General features: G+C 66.6%; 18 protein-coding genes. 12 read left to right on the forward strand and 6 right to left on the reverse strand.

Annotation, left to right across the window (positions count from 1 at the left end; all coding sequences use genetic code 11):
- The 6 genes from KP001_RS01185 to KP001_RS01210 all read left to right on the forward strand — a co-directional run bounded on the left by KP001_RS01185 (position 1) and on the right by KP001_RS01210 (position 6857).
- Positions 1-432, forward strand: coding sequence for an MOSC domain-containing protein (locus tag KP001_RS01185; RefSeq protein ID WP_217287771.1), 432 nt, complete (start codon positions 1-3; stop codon positions 430-432).
- A 39-nt stretch (positions 433-471) separates the two neighbouring features.
- Positions 472-645, forward strand: coding sequence for a hypothetical protein (locus tag KP001_RS01190; RefSeq protein WP_183349134.1), 174 nt, complete (start codon positions 472-474; stop codon positions 643-645).
- 97 nt (positions 646-742) lie between these two features.
- Positions 743-1555, forward strand: coding sequence for an electron transfer flavoprotein subunit beta/FixA family protein (locus tag KP001_RS01195; protein WP_183349136.1), 813 nt, complete (start codon positions 743-745; stop codon positions 1553-1555).
- A 44-nt stretch (positions 1556-1599) separates the two neighbouring features.
- Positions 1600-2949, forward strand: coding sequence for an electron transfer flavoprotein subunit alpha (locus KP001_RS01200; RefSeq protein WP_217287772.1), 1350 nt, complete (start codon positions 1600-1602; stop codon positions 2947-2949).
- Between the two features lie 271 nt (positions 2950-3220).
- Positions 3221-5191: a (Fe-S)-binding protein gene (locus KP001_RS01205; RefSeq protein ID WP_217287773.1), complete on the forward strand. Its 1971-nt coding sequence runs from the start codon at positions 3221-3223 to the stop codon at positions 5189-5191.
- A gap of 325 nt (positions 5192-5516) precedes the next feature.
- Complete coding sequence (locus KP001_RS01210) at positions 5517-6857, forward strand: radical SAM/SPASM family putative metalloenzyme maturase (RefSeq protein ID WP_217287774.1); 1341 nt, start codon at positions 5517-5519, stop codon at positions 6855-6857.
- A gap of 82 nt (positions 6858-6939) precedes the next feature.
- On the opposite strand, the gene KP001_RS01215 is transcribed toward KP001_RS01210, so the two are convergent.
- From KP001_RS01215 to KP001_RS01225, 3 genes are read right to left on the reverse strand one after another with little or no spacing between them, the layout of a single operon-like run.
- The gene (locus KP001_RS01215; protein WP_217287775.1) at positions 6940-7350 is read right to left on the reverse strand and encodes a hypothetical protein; all 411 of its coding nucleotides are present in this window, start codon (positions 7348-7350) and stop codon (positions 6940-6942) included.
- A 5-nt stretch (positions 7351-7355) separates the two neighbouring features.
- Positions 7356-8528 carry a vWA domain-containing protein gene (locus tag KP001_RS01220; RefSeq protein ID WP_217287776.1) on the reverse strand — a complete coding sequence of 391 codons (1173 nt, stop codon included), beginning with the start codon at positions 8526-8528 and terminating at the stop codon, positions 7356-7358.
- A gap of 3 nt (positions 8529-8531) precedes the next feature.
- Positions 8532-9593: a hypothetical protein gene (locus tag KP001_RS01225; RefSeq protein WP_217287777.1), complete on the reverse strand. Its 1062-nt coding sequence runs from the start codon at positions 9591-9593 to the stop codon at positions 8532-8534.
- A 415-nt stretch (positions 9594-10008) separates the two neighbouring features.
- Between KP001_RS01225 and KP001_RS01230 the strand changes: the two genes are divergently transcribed.
- Positions 10009-10353, forward strand: a complete 345-nt coding sequence (locus KP001_RS01230) for a YtxH domain-containing protein (RefSeq protein WP_217287778.1) — start codon at positions 10009-10011, stop codon at positions 10351-10353.
- A 38-nt stretch (positions 10354-10391) separates the two neighbouring features.
- On the forward strand, positions 10392-10583 hold the full coding sequence (locus KP001_RS01235) for a ferredoxin (protein WP_217287779.1): 192 nt from the start codon (positions 10392-10394) through the stop codon (positions 10581-10583).
- Positions 10584-10778: 195 nt separating this feature from the next.
- Here the strand turns inward: KP001_RS01235 and KP001_RS01240 are convergent, their stop codons facing one another.
- The 3 genes from KP001_RS01240 to KP001_RS01250 form a co-directional block, all read right to left on the reverse strand.
- Positions 10779-11999, reverse strand: a complete 1221-nt coding sequence (locus KP001_RS01240; RefSeq protein ID WP_217287780.1) for a cytochrome b/b6 domain-containing protein — start codon at positions 11997-11999, stop codon at positions 10779-10781.
- On the reverse strand, positions 11996-13711 hold the full coding sequence (locus KP001_RS01245) for a nickel-dependent hydrogenase large subunit (protein WP_217287781.1): 1716 nt from the start codon (positions 13709-13711) through the stop codon (positions 11996-11998). Before KP001_RS01245 ends, KP001_RS01240 begins: the two co-directional genes overlap by 4 nt.
- A 140-nt stretch (positions 13712-13851) precedes the next feature.
- The gene (locus KP001_RS01250; RefSeq protein ID WP_217287782.1) at positions 13852-15039 is read right to left on the reverse strand and encodes a hydrogenase small subunit; all 1188 of its coding nucleotides are present in this window, start codon (positions 15037-15039) and stop codon (positions 13852-13854) included.
- Positions 15040-15334: 295 nt separating this feature from the next.
- On the opposite strand from KP001_RS01250, the gene KP001_RS01255 reads away from it, so the two are divergent.
- From KP001_RS01255 to KP001_RS01265, 4 genes are read left to right on the forward strand one after another with little or no spacing between them, the layout of a single operon-like run.
- A complete protein-coding gene (locus KP001_RS01255; RefSeq protein WP_217287783.1) occupies positions 15335-19993 on the forward strand; it encodes a pilus assembly protein in 4659 nt (1552 codons plus the stop codon).
- 4 nt (positions 19994-19997) lie between these two features.
- Entirely contained in the window at positions 19998-20129 is a 132-nt protein-coding gene (locus KP001_RS22160; RefSeq protein ID WP_275423341.1) for a hypothetical protein, read from the forward strand.
- Entirely contained in the window at positions 20102-21043 is a 942-nt protein-coding gene (locus KP001_RS01260) for a delta-60 repeat domain-containing protein (protein WP_217287784.1), read from the forward strand. The genes KP001_RS22160 and KP001_RS01260 overlap by 28 nt, the downstream gene beginning before the upstream one ends.
- On the forward strand, positions 21001-25161 hold the full coding sequence (locus tag KP001_RS01265) for an MBG domain-containing protein (protein WP_367620609.1): 4161 nt from the start codon (positions 21001-21003) through the stop codon (positions 25159-25161). Before KP001_RS01260 ends, KP001_RS01265 begins: the two co-directional genes overlap by 43 nt.
- The last annotated feature ends 58 nt before the right edge of the window (positions 25162-25219 follow it).

Raw genomic sequence — 25219 nt, forward strand, 5'->3', positions numbered from 1 at the left:
ATGAGCGCATCGGTAGTGGCGGTCAACATAAGCCGCAACAAGGGCGAGAGAAAGAAGGCGGCGCCGGAGGTGCACCTGCGGGAGAACTTCGGCATCATCGGTGACGGTCATGCCGGCGACTGGCATCGGCAGGTGAGCCTCCTCGCCCAGGAGAGCATAGACAAGATGGTGCAGTTGGGCCTCGCGGTGGGCGCCGGGGACTTCGCGGAAAACATCACCACCCGCGGCATCGACCTCATGCACCTCCCGATCGGCGCGCGGCTCGGGATAGGGCCGGTGGTGCTGGAGATCTCCCAGATCGGGAAGGTCTGCCATACCCGCTGCGCCATCTACTACCAGGCCGGCGACTGCGTCATGCCCAAGGAAGGTATCTTCGCCACGGTAATCAGCGGCGGGGTGGTGCGCCCCGACGACAAGATCGAGCTGCTCTAGGGCAGCATATTTTAAGGAACAAAAAGAAGGGGAGAAGTCATGAAGGACAGAAGCCAGAAAAAAGTGAACATCATTTCGATCCGCATGAGCGACGACGAGCGTGACGCAATCCAGAAGCTGATGGACAAGAGGGGGAAGAAGGCTTCCTTCATCATGCGCGAGGCGTTCGCACTGTTCCGCGAGCAGTGGGAGCTTTCCAGGGCCAGCCACTAAGACAAAGCCACCAAAACCCGTGGACATGGTGGCCCGGGTGGACCCGGTGGGGTGCGGCTGAAAGTCTGAAACTGCTTGTGCAAAGAAAGGATCTTACATGTACGTGGTGGCTTGCATTAAACAGGTGCCGGATACGACGCAGGTGCAGATTGACCCGGTCACCAACACGCTGGTGCGCGATGGCATTCCCTTCATCGTCAACCCTTACGACACCCACGCGCTCGAGGAAAGCCTGCGCATGAAGGCGCGCTACGGCTTCAAGGCTGCCGCACTTTCCATGGGGCCGCCCAACACTGAGGCGACCCTGAGAAAGGCCCTGGCCCTGGGGGTGGACGAGGCGATCCTCTGCTCCGACCGCGCCTTCGGCGGCGCGGACACGCTCTCCACCAGCAACGTGCTGGCCGCGGCGATCAGGAAGCTGGCACAGGAGGACGAGGTGGGCATCGTGTTCTGCGGCAAGCAGACCATCGACGGCGACACCGCGCAGGTAGGGCCGGGCATCGCCATACGCCTTGGCTTCTCCCAGCTCACGCTGGTGGACCGCATCGAACACCTCGACTTCCTGGCCAAGAAAATCCGGGTCCGGCGCAAGCTGGAGGGACGTTACGAGATCGTGGAGGCGAAGCTTCCGGCCATGATCACCGTGGTGCGCGAGCTGAACCGCCCGCGCTACCCGACAGTCCCCATGCGGCTCAAGGCCGCCAAGGCGGAGGTGAAGGTCTGGGACAACAAGGAACTCCAGCTGGACCCGAACAGCGTCGGCCTGAAAGGTTCGCCCACCTGGGTGAGCAGGATCTTCTCGCCGCAGCGTGCCGCGGGGGAGATCATCGGCGACGGCTTGGGCGACCCGGCGGGGACCGCACGGCTGCTGCTGGAAAAGCTGGTGGCCAGCGACATGCTGGCGGTGTAGTTCTGCCGGCGCTGTGCAATTCAATAACGAGAGGACTTGAGCGGATGGCTGAAGCTACAACCAAACTGAAGAAGCCGCGGGGGAAGGTCAGGCTGATCGAGGGGAAGTGCATCGCCTGCGGCGCGCGCTGCCAGAGCAGCTGTCCGGTGGACGGCATCCAGATGAGCGAGGCGGGCGAGCCCCACATCGAACTCTCCAAGTGCATCGGCTGCCTGAAGTGCGTGAAGGCCTGCCCGGGCTCGGCCCTAGAGATCTTCTACACCCCCGAGGAACTGGAGATCCTGGCGCAGCTGGCCGGACAGCAGGACCTGGCGGAAGAGGATGCCGACCCGGAGGAACTGGCGCGCCGCGAGCTGGTGGCGGCGTACCGCGGGGTCTGGGTCTTCGTCGAGCAGACCGAGGGGGAGGCGGCCCGCGTTTCCTGGGAACTCATGGGTAAGGGGAAGGAGCTGGCCGCCAAGCTGGGTGTCGAGCTCTGCGCGGTGGTCATGGGGGACCAGGTGGAGCACCTGTGTCACGAGGCTTTCGGCTACGGCGCGGACAAGGCGTACCTCATGGACCAGCCGGTGCTCAAGCACTACCGCACCTACCCGTACCTGGACGCCCTGTGCCACCTGATCGACAAGTTCAAGCCGGAGATCGTGCTCATGGGCGCGACCGGCATGGGACGCGACCTGGCCGGCGCCGTGGCGACCCGCGTCAAGACCGGCCTCACCGCGGACTGCACCGGCCTGGACATCGACGCCAAACGGAACCTTATGCAGACCCGGCCGGCCTTCGGCGGCAACATCATGGCGACCATCATGTGCGACCGGTTCCGCCCCCAGATGGCGACGGTGCGCTCCCACGTGATGCCGATGCCGGCGCAGATGCCGGGCCGGACCGGCAAGATCGTCCCGGCCAGCCTCCCCATCTCCGAGGCGGACATCTTCACCAAGGTGCTCCAGGTGATCCGCGACAAGAAGGCCGGGGACGTCGACATCGCCGGCGCCGAGTTCATCGTTTCGGGCGGACGCGGCATGATGGCCAAGGAGAACTTCGCCATCCTGCAGGAGCTGGCCGACGAGCTTGGCGGCGTGGTGGGCGCCTCGCGCAGCGCGGTGGACGCGGGGTGGATGCCCGGCGACCGCCAGGTCGGGCAGACCGGCAAGACCGTGCGACCCAAGATATACATCGCCTGCGGCATCTCCGGCGCCATCCAGCACCTGGTGGGGATGCAGGACTCCGACCTGATCGTCGCCATCAACCGCGACAAGGAGGCTCCCATCTTCGAGGTGGCCAACTACGGGATCGTGGGCGACCTGTTCGACGTGGTCCCGGCCCTTATCGCCGCCCTGCGCGAGATGAAGGCGAGCAAGGGGAGCGTCGAGGTCAAGGACGTCAAGGCGGCGTAGGGGAAGTTCTCTTCCGTCTCTGCCAGCCTGCAAAAACTCTCCCTCGCCCTTCGGGCCTTCGCCCGCCTTAGGGCTTCGACCGGCCGGGAGAGGGTAGGGGTGAGGGCACCGCTTGCCGGGGTAATGCGTCGACGTGGGGTTGAGGCACTGCCCTCACCCTGACCCTCTCCCACCTCCGGACGGCGCCCTACGGAGGGCGAAGGGAAGTGGGCGCAGTGCGACGGAGGCTGCCACCGCCACCGCTTACCAACACACTTACAAGGACACGTAAATGCAACCTGATCCTGTCATCTTTACACCGCTTCTGGCAGCCGCCGGAGTGATCTTCGCCTGGAGCTGCTACCGCCGTTTCCGCCTGGTCGCCGTCGGCGCCTCAGAGGACCGTTTCTCGAGGCTGCCCGAAAGGCTGCAGGGTATGTTCACGTTCGCCTTTTTGCAGAAGAGGGTGGTGAGCCGTCCCTTCGGCATCAACCACCTCTTCATCTTCTGGTCCTTTCTGATCCTCGCGGTCGCCAACACCGAGTTCCTGGTGGCGGGCGTGTTCCCGGCGGCGAAGCTGTCGCGGATCCTGCCACAAGCGCTCTATCACCCGCTGGTCCTGGTGTTCGACGTGGTTTCGCTCTGCGCCCTCACCGCGGTGTTGATCGCAATGGTGCGACGCGCGGTTGCGCCCCCGTACCAGGGTGCCCGCACCGGCGAAGCCTTCGGCATCCTCTCGTTGATCGCCACGCTGATGCTCGCCTATTTCGGCGTCCACGCGGCGGAAATCGCACTGGGAGCGGAGGACGCGGCGCAGTACATGCCGGTCTCCCTGGCGCTCTCGTCGCTTCTCGCGGCTGAGGGGGGGACGACATTGTTGAGCGTCGCCGAGGTCTCCTGGTGGCTGCACGCCGGGGTGCTCCTCTTCTTCCTGAACTACCTTCCCTACAGCAAGCACATGCACATACTTGCGGCGATACCCAACTGCTTCTTCAAGGAACTGGAGACGCCGAACACTCAGCCGCGCGAGGAATTCGAGGAGGGGAACGTCTACGGCACCGGGAGCATCGACCGGTTCACCTGGAAGGACCTCTTCGACTCCTTCTCCTGCACCGAGTGCGGCCGCTGCGAGAAATCGTGCCCGGCTGCCAGCACCGGCAAACCGCTCAACCCGCGGCTGGTGATGCACGACATCAAGGTCAACCTGCTGGCCAACGGCGATCTTTTGCAGCGCGGCGGCGAGCCCACCGTGCCGGTCATCGGCGACGCCGAAGGGAGTATCAAGCCCGACGCACTCTGGTCCTGCACCAGCTGCGGCGCGTGCCTCGCGGCGTGCCCGGTCTTCATCGAACAGATGCCCAAGATCACCAAGATGCGCCGGCACCTGGTGCAGATGGAGGCCGATTTCCCGGAAGAACTCCTGAACCTTTTCGAGAACATGGAACAGCGCTCCAACCCCTGGGGGATAGCTCCGGGCGAGCGCGGCAAGTGGGCCGGCGGACGCGACGTGCATCAGTTCGAGGCGGGCAAGACCGAGTACCTTTACTTCGTCGGTTGCGCGGGCTCCTTCGACTCGCGCAGCAAACAGGTGACCCTGGCCATGACCCGGATCATGGAGGCGGCCGGCGTCTCCTTCGGCATCCTCGGCAAGGAGGAGAAGTGCTGCGGCGACAGCCTGCGCCGCCTGGGGAACGAGTACCTCTTCGACAAGATGGCGAAAGAGAATGTGGCGCTGTTCCAGGAGAAGGGGGTCCGCAAGATCGTCACCCAGTGCCCGCACTGCTTCACCACGCTCAAGAACGACTACCGCCAGTACGGCCTGGAGCTGGAGGTGATCCCGCACGCCGAGTTCATCGAATCGCTGTTGGCCCAGGGGAAGCTGAAGCTCGACCACCACGCCAAGAAGGGGGGCAACATCGTGTTCCACGATTCCTGCTACCTGGGGCGCCACAACGGCGTCTACACGGCGCCCCGGACGGTCATCGCGCAGGCGACCGGCAGCGCGCCCGCCGAGATGGAGAGAAACCGCGAGAATTCGTTCTGCTGCGGTGCCGGCGGGGGACGCATGTGGATGGAGGAGCACCTCGGCGAGAGGATCAACCTGAACCGGGTGAACGAGGCGCTGGCTGGCAAGCCCGGCACCATCTGCACCACCTGTCCCTACTGCATGACCATGATGGAAGACGGGCTGAAGGACCGCTCCAGCGGCGGCACCACGGTGAAGGACATCGCGGAGCTGGTGGCAGAAGGGCTTAAAGGGTAGGGGCAAGCGGGCGGAATCTCCTCCCCCTCCCTTGACGGGAGGGGGACGGGGGGAAGCCGCAAGTTATGGCGCTGATGGCACCTTCCCCCACCCCCTAGCCCCCTCCCGCAAGGGGCGGGGGGACGCAAGTGGATTCGCAAAGGTTGAACGTGATGATGGGGCCAGTGGATGGCTCCTCACGAACTCTCCGCCTCCCGGGAATGGCCGGACGGGACGTCTTGATTGGGGCGGCACCTCCCCTGTCCGGTCGTCTCCCGGGGGGCGAGGGGGTAGTGAATCTCTGCCCGTGACGAAGGCACATCGTAACAACAAGAGGATTCATCAGATGCAAAACAACGCGGCGGCACTGTCCGAGTTCATGCCGGCCAACGAGCCGGCCTTCCTGGAATACCCCTCCAAGCTGTTCGTGGAAACCACCAGCCGCTGCAACCTGAACTGCGTCATGTGCATGAAGCAGAACGGTGACGGCAGCCGGGCCAAGGACGGCGACCTCGACCTTGCCACGTTCAGCGAGCTGGAGCCGGCCCTCCCCAACCTGGAGGCGCTGGTGTTAAACGGAGTGGGCGAGCCGCTGCTCAACACCCGCCTGGAGCACTTCATAAGCCGCGCCAAGAAGCTGATGCCGGCGGGGAGCTGGATCGGGTTCCAGAGTAACGGCCTGCTCCTCTCCCACTTGCGCGCCGTCTCGCTCCTGAACGCGGGCGTGGACCGGGTCTGCCTCTCCATGGACGGGGTCGATGCCACCACCTTCAGTTCTATCCGCTCGGGAAGCCAGCTCGTCGACCTGGAGCATGCCCTGAACGCCCTGGGCGCCGCCAAGACCGCCTGTCATCGCCCCGACATGGAGATCGGGGTCGAGTTCGTGGTCATGCGCGACAACCTGAGCCAGCTCCCGGCGGCTCTCTCCTGGGCCGCGGAATTCGGCGTCAGCTTCGCGCTCGTTTCCCACCTGCATCCGTTTGACGAACCGCACCTCAAGCAGTGCAGCTACGACATCTGCACCGACGAGGCGATCACCCTGTTCCAGAGCTGGAAGAGCAAGGCCGATCTCAAGGGGATCGACATCCGCCGTTATTTCGAAGTTCTCTGGAATTACCACAAGACGGAAAAGGACAGGCAGGTGATAGATTTCGTGGCTGCCATGAAGTCGGATGCCCAGCAGCGCGGGGTAACACTCGACCTGAAGCGGCTTTTCGGGCTGGACATGACCAACATCCACCAGAGCCAGGATATCTTCGAGGAGGCGGCGCAGGTGGCGCGCCGGACCGGGATCGACCTACGGTTGCCGGAGATAGCGCGGCGCGAGAAGCGCGGCTGCAGCTTCGTCGAGAAGGGGAGCGCCTTCATCTCCTGGGACGGCGGGATGCATCCCTGCTACCACCTGTGGCACAACTGCCGCTCCTACGCCAACGGGTGGCTGCACCCGGTCAACCCGTGGGTGTTTGGCAACGTGAAGGAACGCGGCGTGCTCGATATCTGGAACAGCCCGGCGTTCCGGGGTTACCGGGAAAACGTGGTGCGTCACGACTACCCGTCCTGTGCCGAGTGCAACACCTCGCCCTGCGACCTGGTGCAGGCCGAGCGGTTCGACCAGGACTGCTACGTCAACACCGAGCCCTGCGGCAGCTGCCTGTGGAGCTCGGGGGTCTTCAGGTGTTTGGATTGAAAAACAGGGGCTAGGGGACTAGGGGCTAGTAAACCTCTCGGATGTTTCCAGCCCCCAGCCCCTAGTCCCTAGTCCCTTGGTTTCACAGATCCCCGGTCATCTCCTGCAACAGGTAGAGCTTCGGGTTCACCTTGCGCACGCAGTCGATCACCTCGCGCAGCATCATCTCGTCCAGGCCGCACTCCTCGTCGATCCCCTGGAAATAGGGGAACCCCTTGGGGAGCGGGGTGAGCGCGCCGTCGCGCAACAGCATCACGTCGACCACGTCGTTGACCCGTCCCTCCGCCTCCCAGGGATCGCGGTAGTTGAACTGCCGCGCCACCACGTGCAGCGCCATCCCGTTGTCGAAGATCGCCTTCACCTCGAATGAGAACTCCCTCGGCGCGCTGTAGTTCTCGCTGCGTCCGGAGCGCACCATGACCTGGGCGCCCGCTTCCCTCAATATCTCTCCAACCGATTCGGCGGTCATCGGGACCGACGTCGTCTCTTCCATATCTTTCACACCTCCAGTCTCAGTTCGATTCCCCACGGTGCGGGTTTCTCACCATCTGCGGTCAGGACCCACAGGGTCGGCAGCTCCATCTGCTCCGGTACCGGGCCGATGCCGTCGGTGAGATAGATGACCGCGGCGGGGAGGGGATGCATGGTCTTCGCGTACTCGAAGACGGGTCGCAGGTCGGTGAAGCCGCCGCCGTCGTAGCGCTGCGGCACGAAGGCGCTCCCCTTGAACGCCTCCACCTGCTGGATCCTGCTGTTGGCGTAGAGCACGGTGATGGCGGCATCGCGGCCGCGGGCTATCTGCAGCAACTCCGTGGCGAACGCTTCCCTCAACTCCGCGATGTTGGTGGAGTCGCTTACGTCGATGCCGACCAAAAGCGTCAGGCGGTGCCGTTTGCGCGATCCCGGGGTGTCGTGCTCGAAGCGGCGGTGTTCCCGCATCCAGGTGCTCTTCTTGCCGACCCTGCCCGCGGTGGCCACGAACTGCCGCAGCACCTGGCGCCAGGGGATGGGGGAGGGGCGCAGGATGGCGTCCACCACCCCCCTCACCTCGGCCGGGGCTTCGCCGTCGCTGCCGCGCAGGCTCTCCCGGGTCACCGCGCGCAGCATCTCCTCGGCCAGCGGCAGCGGCGTGCTGTCGGCGTCGCTCCAGATGGCGTGATCGTCGAGCGTCGAGGCCCCCGCGGGATCCTTGCCCCCCCCCGATGCGCCCTCGACCTCCTGTGCCTCGTCGCCGAAACCGCTCCCCGCGAGGTTGCCGACGTCGAAGGGACGCACCAGAAGGCGGTAATACTCCTCCGCGGCGAGGCCGTCGGGAAGGTCGAACTGGTTCGGGTAGATCGCGTCTTCGGGCAGCCCCGGGGTGCCCGGGTTGATGGCCAGGTCGCAGCAGAGGTCCCAGTCGTGCGAGTTCTTCCCCTTGCCACGCAGCATGTGCAGGTGCAAGAGGTGCTTCACCATGTGCTCGAGCAGCGCCTGTTGCTGAGGTGCGCTGAGGAGGGAAAAGGAGGCGGGATCGACGGCGAGCGTCGGGGTGCCGTTGCGGATGGTGACACCGGCGGCCTTCCCGTTGAGCGGTCGTTCCTCCCGGCGCAGGTTGAGCAGGAAATGGCCGTAGAAGGGGCGCTCCTTTAAAAGCCGCACGACGGCGTTTTGCAGAGTGCCCGGCGCCATGGGCTACCCCGCCTGCTCGCTGATCGCCTGCATGGCGTCGAAGATGACGGCGTCGTGCTTGTCCTTCACCAAAAGCAGCGCCACTTCCGGGATCTTCAGGAGCGATTTGACGAAGCCGAAGCGGAGGTCGCGCGGCAGGACGGCGATGTAGGAGACGAGGTTGTCCTCCTGCTCCTCGCTGAGTCCGGGGGCGACCTGGAGCAGGGCGGAAAGGTCGTTGATGGTGGCGGCCTGCACGTCGTCGCGCTGCGCCTCGGCCCGCCCTGCCACGTTCGGCCAGTCGTTCAGCACCTCGTCCGCGGTAACCGGCCTTCCCTTGCGGTCGGAGAGCCAGCGCATGAAGGCGATGGCCGCCTCCTTGCCGACGATCCCGGAGTAGACCTCCATCTCCAGGTCGGCGGGGAAGCGGCAGTTCTTCTTGAGGACGCTGACCATCTCCCAGGCGCGCTCGCTCGGTTCCACCTGCATCTCCATCGGCATCCCCTGCTTGGCAAGAAAGCCGTGGTTGCCCGCCAGGAACTGGCGCACCTCGCCGGCGAACTCACGCTTTTGGGCGTAGCGGGCCCAGCACTGGTAATCGGTCTCGACGAAGAGCATCACCATGCGGTCGATGAGCGCGCGGTCCAGGGTCGCCACCTGGTAGCTCCCGTCGGGCGGGTTGATGCTGACCACCACCTTGTGGCGGCGGGAAAGGGTATGGGTGTGGATGGCGCGCAGCATCCCCTCGGCGGGGGGCTCCACGAACTGGAAGATCGCCTGCAGGGTGTCCTCCTGCTGGGCGCGGTTCAGTTCGTCGCAGTGGATCACCGTCGGGGCGTCCTCGTCCCCAGGCAGCCACGACGGGCGCGACCACTGCATCACGTCGCCGATTCTAAACGGGATGCCGACCAGGTCGCCCACCTCCATCTGCCCCAGGCGCAGCGAGACGTATTGCCGGTCCAGCTCGCGGCAGGCCTGGAGAATCCCGGCGCTCTTACCCACGCCGCGGTGCCCCACCACGCAGGGGGTGAGGTCGGTCCTGGAGAGGATCTCCTTCACCACGATCTTCATCTGTTCCACGTTCATGTCGCGTCCTTCCCTTGCCGTCGTAACTCTGTCGATCCGCCATCTTACACAAAATCAAAACCCTTGGCCACGGAGAAAATCTGAGAGAAACCAGAGAACGGCACGGTACCCGAGAGTCCCCCTCCCCTCGCGGGAGGGGGTAGGGGGTGGGGGTAGGTGCCACATTCGCGCTGTTGGCACGTTCACCCACCCCCCTGCCCCCTCCCGTCAAGGGAGGGGGGGGGGAACGGGAGGGGAGGAAAGCTGAAAACGGTCCGGTCTTGACGGTGAAAATACCAACCGGACCACGCCGGGGGGGAGGGGGAATCCGACTTTTGTCGGTCCAGCCCGGCCACGTTTTTGGTGGTTGGACGAAGTTAATTTATATTGGTAGTATTACCGCTGTTGTTCAAAACCTGTAGACGGAGGAGGCGGTATGGGACACAAAGAGTGCTGCGAAGGGGGGTGCATGGTTAAGCTCGTGGTGGGCGGATTGATCGGAGCCGGGCTCGCGCTTTTGCTCGCTCCCCAGGCCGGGAAGAAGACGCGGAAGTACCTGGCGTCGCTGGCCGAAGAGGTGGGGGGTAAGGCCAACGAGACGGTCAGCGACTTTGCGGAGACGGTTTCCGACTTCGTTGACCGGGCCAGCGACCGCGCCTCCGAGTTCCTGAAAGAGAAGGAAGGTCTGACCAAGGAGTCCAAGAAGATGTTGTTGGCGGCTTTGGAGAAGGCACAGGAGAAACTGGAAGAGCAAAGGAAAAGGCTTGAGGATAGCATCTAGAGGAGCATGGTCCACAATCAAAAAATGGAGGTACTACCATGGCAAAAGAACCCTGGGTTGACCAAGACGTCTGTATCAGCTGTGGCCTTTGCACGGACAACGTGCCTGAAGTGTTCCGGTTTGCCGACAACGGCAAGGCCGAGGCCTATGATCCGGGCGGCGCTTCCGAGGATGAGATCCAGCGTAACGCCATCGACGTCTGCCCGGTGAGCTGCATTCATTGGCGCTGATGTTGCGATAGCAGGAAAAGGACGCGGCGAAAAGGCCGCACCCGAGACGGGTGCGGCCTTTTCTGTTTGTTCGCTCTCCCTTTGGGAGAGGGTGCCCGGAGGACGGGTGAGGGGGGATGGCGGCTGCCAGCAACTGGGGGTGACGGCGCTGAGCATCGCCACGGAAGGGGCGCAGGGGGGGGGGAAGGTTCTGGGCTAGCCCCGCCGCGCTTCACGTGCTGCTTCGCCAGGCTCCGGCCGCTCCTCGCCGTCCTCGAACCGGGTCCCCTTGCGGCACCAGCGCCCGCCGCTCACGATGGAGGAGAGGGCGCCCTCGCGCTCGACGGTATCGGCGCGGACCGAAAGGTAGACGTGGATCGGGATGAAGGCGAGGAATATCCACATGATGAGCTGGTGGGCCAGGCGCAGGTACTGCACCCCGATGACCTCGTCCAACCGGACCAGGTACCCGAAAAACCAGTTTTCCGGATCGTAGAGGGCGTACAGGGCAAAGCCGGTGATCAGGGCCAGCAGTCCCACGGCGAAGATGGCGGTGTAGGCGACCTGCTGCAGCGGGTTGTGCCCTATGTAGTGCGGCGGACGGTCGAAACGGCAGAAGAGATAATTCTGCGCCACCTGGAGCAGGTTCTTCAGGTCGCGAACGCGGACCGGGAAGAGGGCGTACCAGCGCTGGAACCGGTTCGAAGCGAGGAAGAGTCCGGCGATGCGCAGGATCGCCGCGCAGAGCAGGAGCCATCCCGCCACGAAGTGGGTGAGCCTCAGCCAGCTCAGGTAGTTGGAGTAACCGCCGGTCACCCCGTAGATGAACCGGCTGCTTCCCATCAAGAGGCCGGTAAGGGAGAGGACCACGATCAGCAGTACCGCCAGCCAGTGCAGCACGCGCAGCTGCCAGTCCCACACCGGCACGTAGTAAAAGTCCCCCGGCTCGTCGCTGCGCCGGCTCTTCTCCCTGGTGGCCCGCACCGGGATGTACCCCAGGAACTCCCAGCTTTCCCCGCCGTCCGGGGCGATACGCCCTCTCCCCACACCAAGCGCCCGGAAGCCGTGCGTCATCTGCATCTCCGCCTGGAGCTCGGCCCGGTAGCGGGTCGCCTCGTCCGGGTGGCAGAGGTAGAGGATGCTGTCCACCTCGCCCCGGGCGTAAAGCACCTCCTCACCCGAATCCACCCGGCGCACCCGGGCCACGCTCCTGGCCAGGCGCGGCTCCAGCGGCGTGAAGCCGGTCTGCTCGTAGTGGCGCAGGTCCTCCTTTTTCGACGCCGCGCTCAAGAGCGCCAGGTCCACCGGATCCCCGGTGCCAAAGGGGGCGCCCAGCGCGGCGGCGATGAGGAGGTCGCGCCGCTTCCTTCGGCCGAAGGGGACCGGGTCTCCCAGCTCGATGCGGATTTCGGATTCCGGTACCTGGTAGAGGCTCATTGCACCTTCACCTCCACGCCGCCGCCACCGGGGACCAGCAGGTGCACGGCGCAGGACTCGCACGGGTCGAATGAGTGGATGGTGCGCAGCACCTCGATGGGACGTTTGGGGTCGGAGAGCGGGTGTGTGCCGCCGCCGGCCAGGGCCTGCTCGAAGGGACCCATCTGGCCGCCGGGGTCGCGGCCGGAACTGTTCCAGGTGCTGGGGACCACGGCCTGGTAGCGGGAGACGCGCCCGTTTTCGATCTCCACCCAGTGCGACAGGGTGCCGCGGGCCGCCTCCATGAAACCGACCCCCTGCGCCTGCCGGGGCCAGCTCGACGGTTCCCACAGCTCCGGGTTGAAGGTGGCGATGTCTCCCGAACGGATCCTTTCGTTCAGCTGGGCGAACCACTGGTCCATGCGCCGGGCGAGGAGCACGGATTCCAGCGCCCGGCAGTAGGTCCGTCCCAGCGTCGAGTTCATCGCCTCGACCCCGGCGTTGAGTTTTGCGAGCCCCTCCCGGGCCAGTTGCGCCGTCTCGGCGTGCCCCTGCGCCAAAGCGAGCAGGATGCGGGCGTTGGGCCCCACCTGCACGGCGCGCCCTTCGTAGCGCGGCGCCTTGCACCAGGTGTACTTGGGCTGGTCGGAGAGCTCCTTGAAGGGGGGCTTGGGCCCGGTGTAGTTCGGCTCGGTGCGCCCCTGCCAGGGGTGGAGTCCCTGCCGGTCCCCCTCGGGCTGGCTGTACCAGGCGGAGGAGATGAATTCGGCGACCTTCCTGGCATCGAAGGGGTGGGCGGTGCGGTAATCGCCGTCCATGATGAGACCTGCCGGGACCGCGCCACCCGCCGGGGCGCCCGGGCAGGAGTAGGCGCTCTCACCGGTGGCCAGGAGGGTGGTGGATGAGGCGCCGATGGCGGCGTACTCGGGATAGAAGGAGGCGATGGCGAGGACGTCGGGGTAGTAGACCTCCTGCACGAAGCGCCGCGCCTGGTCGATCATCCCCGCCATCTCGTCCAGCCGCACCCTGTTGATGGCGATCTGGTTGTCGAGGTTTATGGAGCAGGCCATCCCCCCGACCAGGTAGTTCGGGTGCGGGTTTTTGCCGGCGAGGATGGTGTGCAGGCGGATGATCTCGCGCTGCCAGGAGAGCGCCTCCAGGTAGTGGGCGAGCGCCATCAGGTTCGCCTCGGGGGGGAGGCGGTAGGCGGGATGCCCCCAGTATCCGCCGGCGAAGATACCCAGTCCCCCGCCCGCCGAGTCGGCCACCCGCTTTTGCACCTCGCGGTACCAGGTGGCGGAGTTGTTGGGCCAGGGGGAAAGAGATGCGGCCAGGCGGGAGGTGGCGGCGGGGTCGGCCTTGAGCGCGCTCATCACGTCGACCCAGTCCAGGGCGTGCAGGTGGTAGAAGTGCATCACATGGTCCTGCAGGGTGGCCATCCCGGAGACCAGGCTGCGGATCAGCTCCGCGCAGGGAGGGATCTTGCACTTGATGGCGTCCTCGACCGCGCGGATGGAGGCGATGGCGTGCACGCCGGTGCAGACGCCGCAGATGCGCTGCGCGAAGGCCCAGGCGTCGCGCGGGTCGCGTCCCTGCAGCACCCGCTCGATACCCCTGAACTGGGTGGCGCAGGCCCAGGCGTTGCCGATCCTCCCCCCGTCCGTCTCCAGTTCGATGCGCAGGTGCCCCTCGATCCGGGTGATGGGGTCGATGACGATTCGCTCGCCGGCCATGGCAACCTCCTTTGGTGGCTAAAAACCTCCAACGCGAAGGCGCGAAGGCGCGGAGACGCGAAGAAAGTAACAGGTGAAAAACCGCGAATGAGTTTTCCCTGCTGTCTCTCTTTGCGCCGTGGCGCCTGCGCGTTCTTGCGTCACGTCTTTTGATTTTCGTCCCGCGACGGCGGCTCCGCGTCCCCCAAAACCGCGAGCGGCAGGGTCTCCGGCTTGGCCTTTTTGGTCCGCTTCCGCGCGATCACGGTCGCGGCGGAATGGACCGCCACGCCACCCACCGAGGCGGCCACGGCGGCGACGCCGATGGTGTTGGCGGTCGCCTCGACGCCGAGCCCCGGGACGACGAATCCGGGGAGCCTGCGGTAAAAGGGTGTCATGCGGTCGTAGAAGTGGCGCTCGGTGCACCCAAGGCAGGGGTGCCCGGCCTTGATGGGGAAGCTCTGCCCCAGGTTCCACTCGACCGTTGCGCAGGGGGCGAAGGTGGCGGGACCCTTGCACCCCAGGCGGTACAGGCAGTACCCCCGGCGGGCGTTCTCGTCGTCGAAGCGCTCGGCGAACTGGCCGGCATCGAAACTCGCCCGGCGCGGGCACTTGTCGTGGATCCTCTGCCCGTAGGCGAACAGGGGGCGTCCCTGGCCGTCCAGCGGCGGCGGGTGCCCGTAGGCGAGGTAGTAGGTGAGGGTGGCGGTGATGGTTTCGGCGATGGGAGGGCAGCCGCTTATGTTGATCACGGGACGGTCGGTGATGATGTCGGCGACCCCTACGGCGCCGGTGAGGTTCGGGGATGCGGCCTGCACGCAGCCGTACTCGGCGCAGGCGCCCACGGCCATGATGGCGTCCGCTTTTCGCGCCGCGCGGCGGAGCAGGTTCTCGGCCGAGTCGCCGCCGATGGTGCAGTAGGCGCCGCCGGCCCCCAGGGGCACCGAGCCGTTCACCAGGAGGAGGTGGGGTCTCGCGGCGGCCTCCCGCAGCACCTCCTCTGCGGCGTCACCTGAGGGCGCCATCAGCAGCTCGTTGTAATCGAGCGATACCTGTTCCAGGATCAGCCTGTCGATGGGGCTGCTGCCCGAGCGAAGCAGGCTCTCCAGGCAGCCGGTGCATTCCTGCAACTGCAGGTAGATGACGCCGGGGCGCCTGGCGCCGGAAAGCTTTTGCGCCATCTCCTCCGCCAGCGCCGGCGCCCCCCCCGGGAGCGCCGCGGCGGCGGCGAAGCAGGCCGCCATCCTGCCGCAAAAGGTGAGAAACTCCCGCCTGCTGACGCCGCGCCGCGTGAGAAACTCCGCGAAGGTTTCGCCGCGCGACCAACCGCCTTCCATGGGGTCTTTCATAGTCCGTTCTCCGGCTCCGGCTCCGGCTCCACTCCCGGCCGGGAAGAAGGCGGGAAAGAACCGCCGGGCCAATGGGGAGTGGCGTCGCTTCGTTCCAATGAAATCACAAAAAAGATTAACGCTAAGGGAATCGATGTCAATTAGAACCGGGGCGGGTTTGCAGCCCGGAACCCTTTAAAAGGAGGGAGGACTTTTTTTTCGCACCGTCGACGCTATACTTCTCTGATTTGAAAATTCTAATATTACGACCGCGTGAGGCATCTCCGCGCGGGACGTTAATGGGAGAGGTGGCGCGATGGGAAAGGGTCGGGTGCCGGGCGCCCGGGCGTTGGTCCGGGGTGTGTTCTGCTTGTTGGTCGTGGTGGCGCTGCTGTCGCCGTCACGTCAGGCGCGGGGGGAGGAGGCGTCCGCCTCCATGCAGGCCTACTGCAGCGTGCCACCGTTGCCCGGCCTGGGCATCAAGCCAAACCTGCTCCTTTTGATCGACAACTCCGCCAGCATGTACGATCTCGCCTACACCGACCCCGGCACCTTCTGCGTCGACAACACCTTTTACCCCTCAAGAAGCTATCCCGGGTACTTCGAGGAATCCACCTTCTATAGCTACCTCGCCGCGAGCGACAGTTTCGCGGCGGCCTCCGTTACCGGCACGGGCGGCAGCGCCTGCAACCATGTGCGGACCGAGCAGCTGTGCCTCAACGTCACCTCCGGCAGCGTCGACAATTTTCTCGCCACCGGGAAGTTCCTGAACTGGCTCGCCACGAGCAAGCTGGACCTGGAGAAGCTGGCCCTCACCGGCGGGCGCTACGACCCGTCCGGCAAACTGCTCCAGCCGGAGTCCCGCGGCTGCCAGGGGAGGCGGTTCGTCAAGACGGTCCACAACGTCCATCTGGACAGCGACGGCAAGGAGCAACTAGGCGAGGTACTGCCGGTCACCTTCGCGGTGCGCGGTCCGATTCCCTCGGAGAGCGGCTATGTTTCCCAGGGAAACCACGGCGGACCCACGCGCATCGAGATCTATCCGGCGAACTACAACAAGGAGGCGTGCCTGGGGGCGATCAGCACCTGGCAGAACAGAAGGGGGGTGGCCTCGCTGACCAGCGCCGTGGTGCAGTGCATGGGGGCCCGCCTCACGGAAACCGACGGCATCACCCCCACCTCCGCCAAGGTCTACAGCGAGACGCTTGGGTATTGCTACGACTACCAGTCAGGTATCGACATCCTCTACTCCACCATCTCCAACACGCTGCTCAAGGATTGTTACCGGCGCTACAAGGCGTTCTACGAGGAGAACCCGGCGTTCATACTCAGGAACACGGGCGACGACGTCTGCGCGCAGGGGCTGTTTCACAACTTCATGCCACATTCATCGGGCGCCACCAGCATCGGCTACCTCGGGCAGTGTTACATCGGCCCCAACTTCCGGCCGCAGTGCTCCGTGGACCAGACCAAGGACTTCTGCGCGGATATCGAGAAACCCTGGCTTTCCGACCCCTCGACCAGCGTCAGCCAGACCGGGACCAACGCGAGCCTCCCCGGTTTCATCCTCGACGCCGGCATCACCGGTCTCGGCAAGCCGGGGCTCACCGCCCAGGCCCGTATTGCCGTGGCGGAACCCCCCTCCGGCCTGATTCAGACCTTCTCGGCCGACATCAACTTCGGCGCCATGGTCTTCAACGACGACGGCGCCGGCTCGGAATGCGGCGGTACCATTCCCTGCCTTTCGCACTGCAAGGATGGCAATCCCCCCTTCATGCACAAGGAGTGCTATGTCGCCACGGACTGCAACAAAAACGGCCTGGTCGCCTGCGAGGCGGACCCCCGCAGCGACGGCGGCAGGATCATTTCCTATATCAACAGTTCACCGGTCGGAGACCACGGCTCAGGCCTGATCGCGGCCATAGACGGGATTCGCGCCACCTCCTGGACCCCTCTCGCGGAGTCTTTTTACGAGGCGATCGGATACTTCGCGAACCTTGCCCCCCTCAGGCTGCAAACAGCCGACTTCGACGCGGGCCTCCCCCCTTCAAAATACAGCTGCCAGCGAAACAGCGTCGTCATCCTGAGTGACGGCGCCTCCAGCGCGGACCGCGCCCCGGCGATGAACAGCTTCGTGGCGGCGGCGGTCGGCGCATGGGTCAACTCCACGGACGGTATGCCCGCCAGCCGGACCACCGCCAACGGCAGCGCCGCCACGTCGCCTCCCGAAAACCAGGGGAGCTACAACCTGGACGACCTCGCCTGGGTCGCGAGAAACAAGAACATCTTCGATCCGTCGACCCCCATCACCAAACCAAACCAGTACCTGACCACCCACGTCGTCTATACCGGCTCTCCCTGCGGGGAGTACCTGGCCGACGGCAGCTGCGTGACCACCGACGAAGGGGTCCCGGAGAAGATGATGCAGCTCACCGCCGCCAAGGGAGGAGGGAGCATCACCCCGGTCAAGGACGCGGCAGGGGTACGGAACGCGCTGAAGGGGGTGTTCATGCAGGTAAGAGGGGGATCCAACGCCGGCAGCGGCAGTTCCATGCTCGCCACCGGTGAGGGGAACGGGGCCCTCTTCGTGCAGCCCCAGTTCTACCCGGACAAGAGCTTCGACAATGGCGGCAGCTTCGCGACCTGGATCGGCGAGCTGCAGAGCCTTTGGTACTACATCGACCCCTTCATCAACGGGAGCAGCGGAGGCGCCAGCGGCATCAGGGAGGACACCGGGGGGGGCAGGACCCTCGACCTGAAGCAGGACCGGGTGGTCCAGTTCGTGGTCGATCCTTCGCTGCAGGAGGCCCGGGCGAAACTCTCGGTCGACGCGGACGGTGACGGCTCTATCGACACGCCGCAGCCGGAGGGGTATCCCCGGATCAAGGTTCCCGAGGCGGTGCAGAGCCTGTGGCGCGCGGGACGCAAGCTCTGGCGGCGCTCCCCCGGCACCAGGACCCTCTACACCCAGACCGGCGGCACGTCACTCGTCCCGTTCCTGGACACCTCGGTCGCGGCGCACCGGGAACTCCTTCTGGCCCGGGACCAGAAGGAGGCGGACCAGATCGTGGCCTTCGTGAAGGGGGTGGACGACAGCTCCGGCACCAGCGGGGCTCCCACCAGGGACCGCACCGTCGCGGCCTACGGCACCACGGAGAAGGATGTCTGGAAACTCGGTGACATCATCTCCTCGGGGCCGGTACTGCAGTCGGGCGTCCCGCTGGGGAGCTATCACCTCCCCCCTCCGGCCGGTTACGGCGACACATCCTACAGCGCTTTTATCAGGACGTCCTACCCCGGCCGGGGCACCGTGTACGTCGGCGCCAACGACGGGATGCTGCACGCGTTCAGGCTCGGCAGGCTCAAGGTGAGGCCTGAGCCGTCCGACAACTGGCCCGTCACCACGAAGGCGGAGCTCACCACCACATCCGGGGACGAGGACAAGCTCGGGGAGGAACAGTGGGCCTTCGTCCCCAACGGCGCGCTTCCCTATCTCAAGTACCTGAAGGAGCCGCTTTACCCGCATCTGTACTACGTGGACGGCACCAGCACCCTGGTGGACGCGAGCATCGGGGACCCGGGACGCTGCAGCCGCGACGACTACTGGAACTGCGCCAGGGACATGGCCGCCGGGAGCAACTGGCGCACCATCCTGATCGGCGGCATGGGGCTTGGAGGCGCGAGCCGCCCCTTCGGCGCCCCCTGTGCCGACCAGGAGGGTTCCGCCACCTGCGTCAAGGCCCCGGCCGGTGGCGGGGGGCTTTCCTCCTATTTCGCCCTCGACGTCACCGGCCAGACCGGGGATGGCACGGGGAGCGGACCGGGCTTTTTGTGGGAGTTTTCCCACCCGCAGCTGGGGTTCTCCACCTCGGGCGCCGCCATCCTGCGGGTCAAGGCGCGCAGCGTGGACGGGTTCAACAACGTGATCCACGACCCGAACAAGAACGGGCGCTGGTTCGCCGTCTTCGCCTCCGGCCCCACCGGCGCCGTCGACAGGGGCTCGCGCCAGTTCACGGCGGTCTCGGACCAGAACCTGAAGCTCTTCGTGGTCGACCTGAACGCCGTGCCGCCGCTCACCCAGGGGCGCAACTACTGGGTCATCGATACCGGCATAACCAACGCCTTCGGCGGCAGCATGGCTGGCGCCGGGATCGACGCCGACAGGTGGAACGGCTCCTCGGAGGCGAGGGGGATGGGGAACTACGAGGATGACGCCCTCTACGTCGGCTACACGCGGGGGAGCGCCGGGGGAGGGTGGAGCGGCGGTGTGCTGCGGCTTTTCACCAACCAGGACCCCGACCCGTCCACCTGGAAGACGAGCATCGTCATCGACGGCACCGGCCCGGTGACCGGTGCCGTCGGCAAGCTCCAGGACCGGCAGTACAAGCGTCTGTGGCTCTACTTCGGTGCCGGGAGGTACTTCCACAACCAGGACGACCTCGCCGCCGGGCGCGCGCTGTACGGGGTGAGCGAGCCGTGCTACGGCACCGGCGACTCGCTCGCCGACGGGAACTGCAGCAAGACCCCGGTGCGCGTCTCCGAGCTGACCGACGTCACCGACATCGCCCGGGTGGTCCAGCCCAAGGACCAGGGTGACGGCTACAAGGGGTGGCGGATCACCCTGGACGCGGCCTCCGGCGCCCTGGGGAGCGAACGCGCCATAGACAGCCCGAGTTCCCTGACCGGCGGCGCCGTATTCTTCCCGACCTTCAAGCCCTCCCTGGAACCGTGCCTGGACGGGCTCTCCTACCTGTGGGGGGTGCACTACAGCACCGGGGGGGTGCCCCGGTCACTGTCCGCGCAGGCGCTGCTCCCCCTCTCCAACGGCAGCATGGCGAGCCTCGACACGGGCGGCTTCACCGACCGGGACAACCGGCGCAGCCCCCCCCAGCCCGGCAAGGGGATGAAGCCCCGGCTGGTCACCAACAGCGGGCTCAAGCCGTTGAAGAAGATCATCCACATCCAGGAGCGCTGAGACCATGGCATCGAGCACCCCGGTTACGGCAAGGATCGCGTCCCTGGCGGCAGCGGCACTCACGGTGGCGCTGCTTCTTTTGGCACCCCGCGCCCGGCGCGCGGGGAAGTGTGGACGCTGGACGGGTTCAACATAGGCGGCGCCGGCACGGTGGTCATAACCGGCGAGGTACGCGCCATCGCGCAGCAGCGACAGGACGGCAAGATCGTCATCGCAGGAGACTTCACCCTGACCGGCGGCGTCCCCCTCACCACCCGGGGGAACCTGGCCCGGCTGAACCCCGACGGCACCCTGGACCAGGGGTTCGCACCTCCCCCCCTGGACGGCCCGGTGAACGCGCTGCTCCTGCAGCCCAACCCCGCGGGCCCCGGCACCCCGGACCTGGTCATCGTCGGTGGGGGGTTCACCAAGGCGGGGGCGACCGGCCGTAAAGGGCTCGCCAGGCTTTCCGGCGGCGACGGCTCCCTGGACGGCTTCGACCCCGTCAGCAGCGCTTTCGCCGTGACGGTGAACGCCATGGCCCTCCTCCCGGGGGGGGAGAGCATCCTGGTCGGCGGGGAGTTCCGGGAGCTCAAGGGGGGGGTGCCGGCGAGGAACCTCGGCGGGCTCTCCGTGGCCGGCGCCACGAGCGGCCAAGTGAACTGGAGTTACCAGGGGGGGCTCGCGCAGGACGCGGGGAACGTGGCGGTGCACGCCATACAGCTGCAGCAGGGAGCCGTGGTGGTGGGAGGGGAGTTCACCACCCCGTTTTCGGACAACGTAGCCAGGTTCTCCGCGGCGGGGCTCTACGACGGCAGCTTCAGGCCGGTCTCCCCCGCCGGCGCGGTGCGTGCCCTCGCGCTGCAGGAGGACGGCAAGATCCTCATCGGGGGGATTTCGCCGGGGGAGCGCTTCCGGACTACCTGGCGCGGCTCAACCCTGACGGCACTCCCGATCCCTTCGACCCGGGGCTGGACCTCGTCGCCGGCTCCAGGGTCTCTTCCATCTCCGTCCAGCCGGACGGCAGGATCCTCGCGGCCGGGCGCTTCACCGTCGGGGCTCTGCCGGTGAAGCGCAGCAACATGGCGCGCTTCAAGATCGGCGGCACCCTCGACGACGTCGTCTTTCCCCCCACCGACGCGGCGATCCGGGTGCTGGCCCGGCAGTGGGACGGCAAGATCCTCGCCGGGGGCGCCTTCGGCTTCGCCGGGGGGACCGTCCGCACATCGCTTGCCCGCTTCTACCCACACGGCACCCTGGACGCCGACCTGCCGCAGCTCGTGGACGACAGCGGCATGGTGCTCAGGGCCTCGCTGCACGCCGACGGACACGTCACCGTCTCGGGGATGTTCCAGCAGGTGCTGGGGCAGGGGAGGCTTCATTTCGCGAGGTTCACCGGGAACTGGACCCTCGACCCCGACTTCGCGCCGCTCGCCGTCCCCCAGCGCGTCTACAGCATCCTGCCGGTCCCGGGAGAGGGGATGATCCTGGGTGGAAGCTTCCTCTCCATTAACGGTGCGCCGCAGCGCCTGCTGGTAAGGGTGGACGAGGGGGGGGTACCCGCGCCGCCTCTTTTCAACGCCACGGTCAACTCCTACCTCGGCATCGAGACGATTACCGCCACCATTCCCGTCCCCGACGGATCGTTTCCGGAGGACGGCATGACCTACGTGGGGGGGGACACCGGCATCGTCTCCGAATACCAGTACCTGTTCCGAATGAAAAAAGACGGGACCCGCGACGGCTCGTTCGTACCGGCGGCCGAACTCGACGGCTTCGTGACCGCGATGGCGTTGCAGCCGGACGGAAAGCTCCTGGTGGGGACGGACACGGGGCGCATACTGAGGCTGCTGCCGACCGGCTCGCTCGACCCCGACTGGAACGGCGGGGTCCCCTTGCAGATGGAGCTCGCGGTGCACGGGATGGCCCTTCTCCCCGACGGCCGGGTGCTGGTCTCCGGTGACCTCGGCTACCCCTGGCCGACCACCAACCCCGACACCGGTCTCCCGGAGCTCTTGTGGCGCAACCTGCTCCGGCTGGAGAGTGACGGCAGCATCGATGACAGTTTCATCATCCACGCCCGCTACACCTTCGACGAGGGGTACGGCCACGACGTCCTCGGTTTCGCCCTGCAAAGCGACGGCACCATCCTCATCTTCGGTATCTTCGACCGGGTCCGGGACGGCTTCGGCACCGTGCTGAACCGCCAGTACGTTGCGCGCATCCTGTCCGACGGTCACCTCGACGCCGGCTTCGACCTGGGCGTCTTCCCCTTCGACAACGAGACGCCGGCACGCCAGGTCAACAGCATCAACCTGCAGGGGGACGGCAAGTTCCTGCTGGCCGGCGACTTCATCAACGTGAACGGTAAAAGCAAGCTCGGGCGCTACGCCAACGGCTGGAGCTTCGAAGAGCTCTCCGTGTCGGCCGCCGGCGACGCCGTCACCTGGCTCAGGTCCGGGAGTTCGCCGGAACTTTGGGGGGTGAGCTTCGAGTACTGCGACGACCTCGATGCCCCCGTGCCGAACTGGGTGCGCCTGGGATACCCGCTGCGCATACCGGGGGGATGGCGCCTCGGAGGGGTGACCCCGGCGCAGCTCGGGGGGATGAGCCGGAACCGCTACCTGAGGGCCAGGGGGTACGCCGCCGCGGACCAGGGAGGTACCGGTTCACTCGTGGAGTCGGTGCGCCTGTACCACCTCAAGCCGCAAAAGACCACCGTCACGGTCACGGCGCTGCCGCAGCGCAAGGTCTACGGCCAGCCCGACCCGGAGCTGACCTACAGCTTCGCCCCGGCGCTCAACGGCGCTGACAGCTTCAGCGGGGCCCTGTCACGGGTAGCCGGCAGGGACGTGGGCTCCTACGCCATCATGCAGGGGACCCTCGCCCTGGGCCCCGGCTACGACCTGGTCTTCGCGGGGGCGACCCTCACCATCGAGCAGGCCCCGCTCACCGTCACAGCCGACGACCAGACCAAGACCGCGAGCTTCGCCAATCCCCCCCTGACCGCGAGCCTCACCGGGCTCGCCCCCTGGGACACCCCGGCCTCCCTTGGGGGCGCCCCCGAACTCAGCACCGCGGTCGATGCCGCGACGCCCAGGGGGAGCTACCCCATCCACGCGGCCCAGGGGAGCATCACCAGCACCAACTACCGCTACAGTTTCGCCGACGGGATCATGGTGGTTCAGGGGAGGCCCCAGACCATCGCCCTGCAGGCGCCACCGCTGAAGAGCTACGGGGACGCCGACTTCCCCGCCGGCGCGAGCGCCGACAGCGGTCTCGCGGTGAGCTACGCCAGCTCGAAACCCGCCGTGGCCACCGTGGCCGGAGGTGAGGTGCGCATCGCCGGCGCCGGGGAGACCACCCTCACGGCGACGCAGGGGGGGGACGGCATCTGGGATCCGGCTCCGCCGGTAACGGTTCCCCTCACCGTGCTGAAGGCGCCCCTCATGGTGGTGGCGGACGACAAGACGCGGGCCTATCTGACGCCCAATCCGCAGCTCACGGCACATTACCTGGGATTCGTGAAGGGGGAGGGGGTGTCCGTCCTTTCCGGCGCGCCGTCGCTGATCACCGGCGCGACGCCGGAGAGCCCCGTCGGGAGCTACCCCATCATCGCCGGGACCGGCACCCTCCAGGCGGAAAACTACAGCTTTACCCCCCTACAGGGGACCCTCACCGTGTACAAGTCCTGCCAGGAGATCACCTTTCCCGCCATCCCGGAGCGGACCTACGGCGATCCCCCCTTCGGGATCGTCGCCTCCGCCTGCAGCGGCCTGCCGCTCAACTTCAGGAGCTCCAACCCCGATGTCGCCCGCGTCGACGGCGACGTCATCACCATCACCGGCGCGGGAACCGCGGTGATCACCGCAAGCCAGGCGGGAACCGGCGACCTGGAGACGGCGCCCGAGAAGTCGCAGCCCTTCGTCGTGCACCGAAGCGGGCAGCAGGTGAGCTTCTCCTCGCCGGCGCAGAAGGTGGTGGGGGACACCCCCTTCGACCTGGAGGGGAGTGCCACCAGCGGGCTGCCGGTCAGCTATTCGAGCTCCGACGCGGCCGTGGCGACGGTCGCCGGGAGCACGGTCACCGTCGTCGGCGCGGGGACCACGGTGATCAGCGCGCAGCAGGGGGGAAACGGCAACTACCTCCCCGCGCTGCCGGTTCCAAGGACGCTCGTCGTCTCCCAGGAGGGAACCCCGCCACAACTCCACCTCTCCACGCTCAATTCGGGGGCGAGCACCTCCAACCCGGTCATGAACCTCATGGGGGGGGCGCAGGACGCCTCGGGGATCGCCGGGCTCACGGTGGCGGGGAGCGACAGGAGCGCCGACGCGCCCCTCTTCAGCTCCGCGGTCGTCCTCGCCGAGGGGGAGAACTCCATCGGCGTGACGGCGCGGGACGGCGCCGGCAACGTGACCACGCACACCTTCAGCATAACCCTCGACGCGCTGGCGCCGGCCCTGGCTGTGACGGCTCCGGCGGACAACAGCGTCGCCGGCGCGGCCGGGTGCGCCGTCACCGGGACGGTGACCCCGGGCGCCACGGTGACCATGGCGGTGAACGGGGCCGCGCTGCGGCAGCTCCAGGTCGACGCCGGCGCCTTCACAGCGAGCGCGCTCCTCGCCGAGGGGGTGAACACCATCGAACTGAACGCGGAACTGGAGGGGCGGAGCTCGCGGGTCAAGCGGAGCGTCACCTTCACGCCGGGCGCCCCGGCGCTCGCCGTCACCGAACCGGTGCAGGACCTGAGGACGGAGGCGGAGTCGGTCACCATCCGGGGGACGGCGGGGAGCGAGGCGCAGGGGGGGGTGCAGGTCGAGGCGGGGGGGGCGGTATTCACACCCGGGGTCGATGCCGGAACGTTCCAGCAGCAGGTGGCGCTCGCCCTCGGGGAGAACCGGATCACGGTACGGGCCGTTTCCGGCGGCGGGGCGGCCAGCGTGGCCCACAGGAACCTCGTGCGCATCGAGCGGATCAGCGGCGACCTGGACGGCAACGGCAGCGTCGACATCCAGGATGCCATGCTGCTGTTGAGGATCTCGCTGGGAGCCGACCCCGCCAGCGCGGCGGCGCTCGCCCACGGGGACCTGGCCCCGCTGGTGAACGGGGTGCCCCGGCCGGACGGGGTCGTCGACGTGGGGGATCTCCTGGTACTCCTGAGGAGGATCGTGGGGCTTGTGCATCTCTAGGAACTTTTCCTTGCCTTTCGCGCTCCAAAATCGTATAGAAGTCTCTAATCTCACGACC

The organism is Geomonas subterranea, from assembly GCF_019063845.1.
In the GTDB taxonomy this organism is placed as follows: domain Bacteria; phylum Desulfobacterota; class Desulfuromonadia; order Geobacterales; family Geobacteraceae; genus Geomonas; species Geomonas subterranea.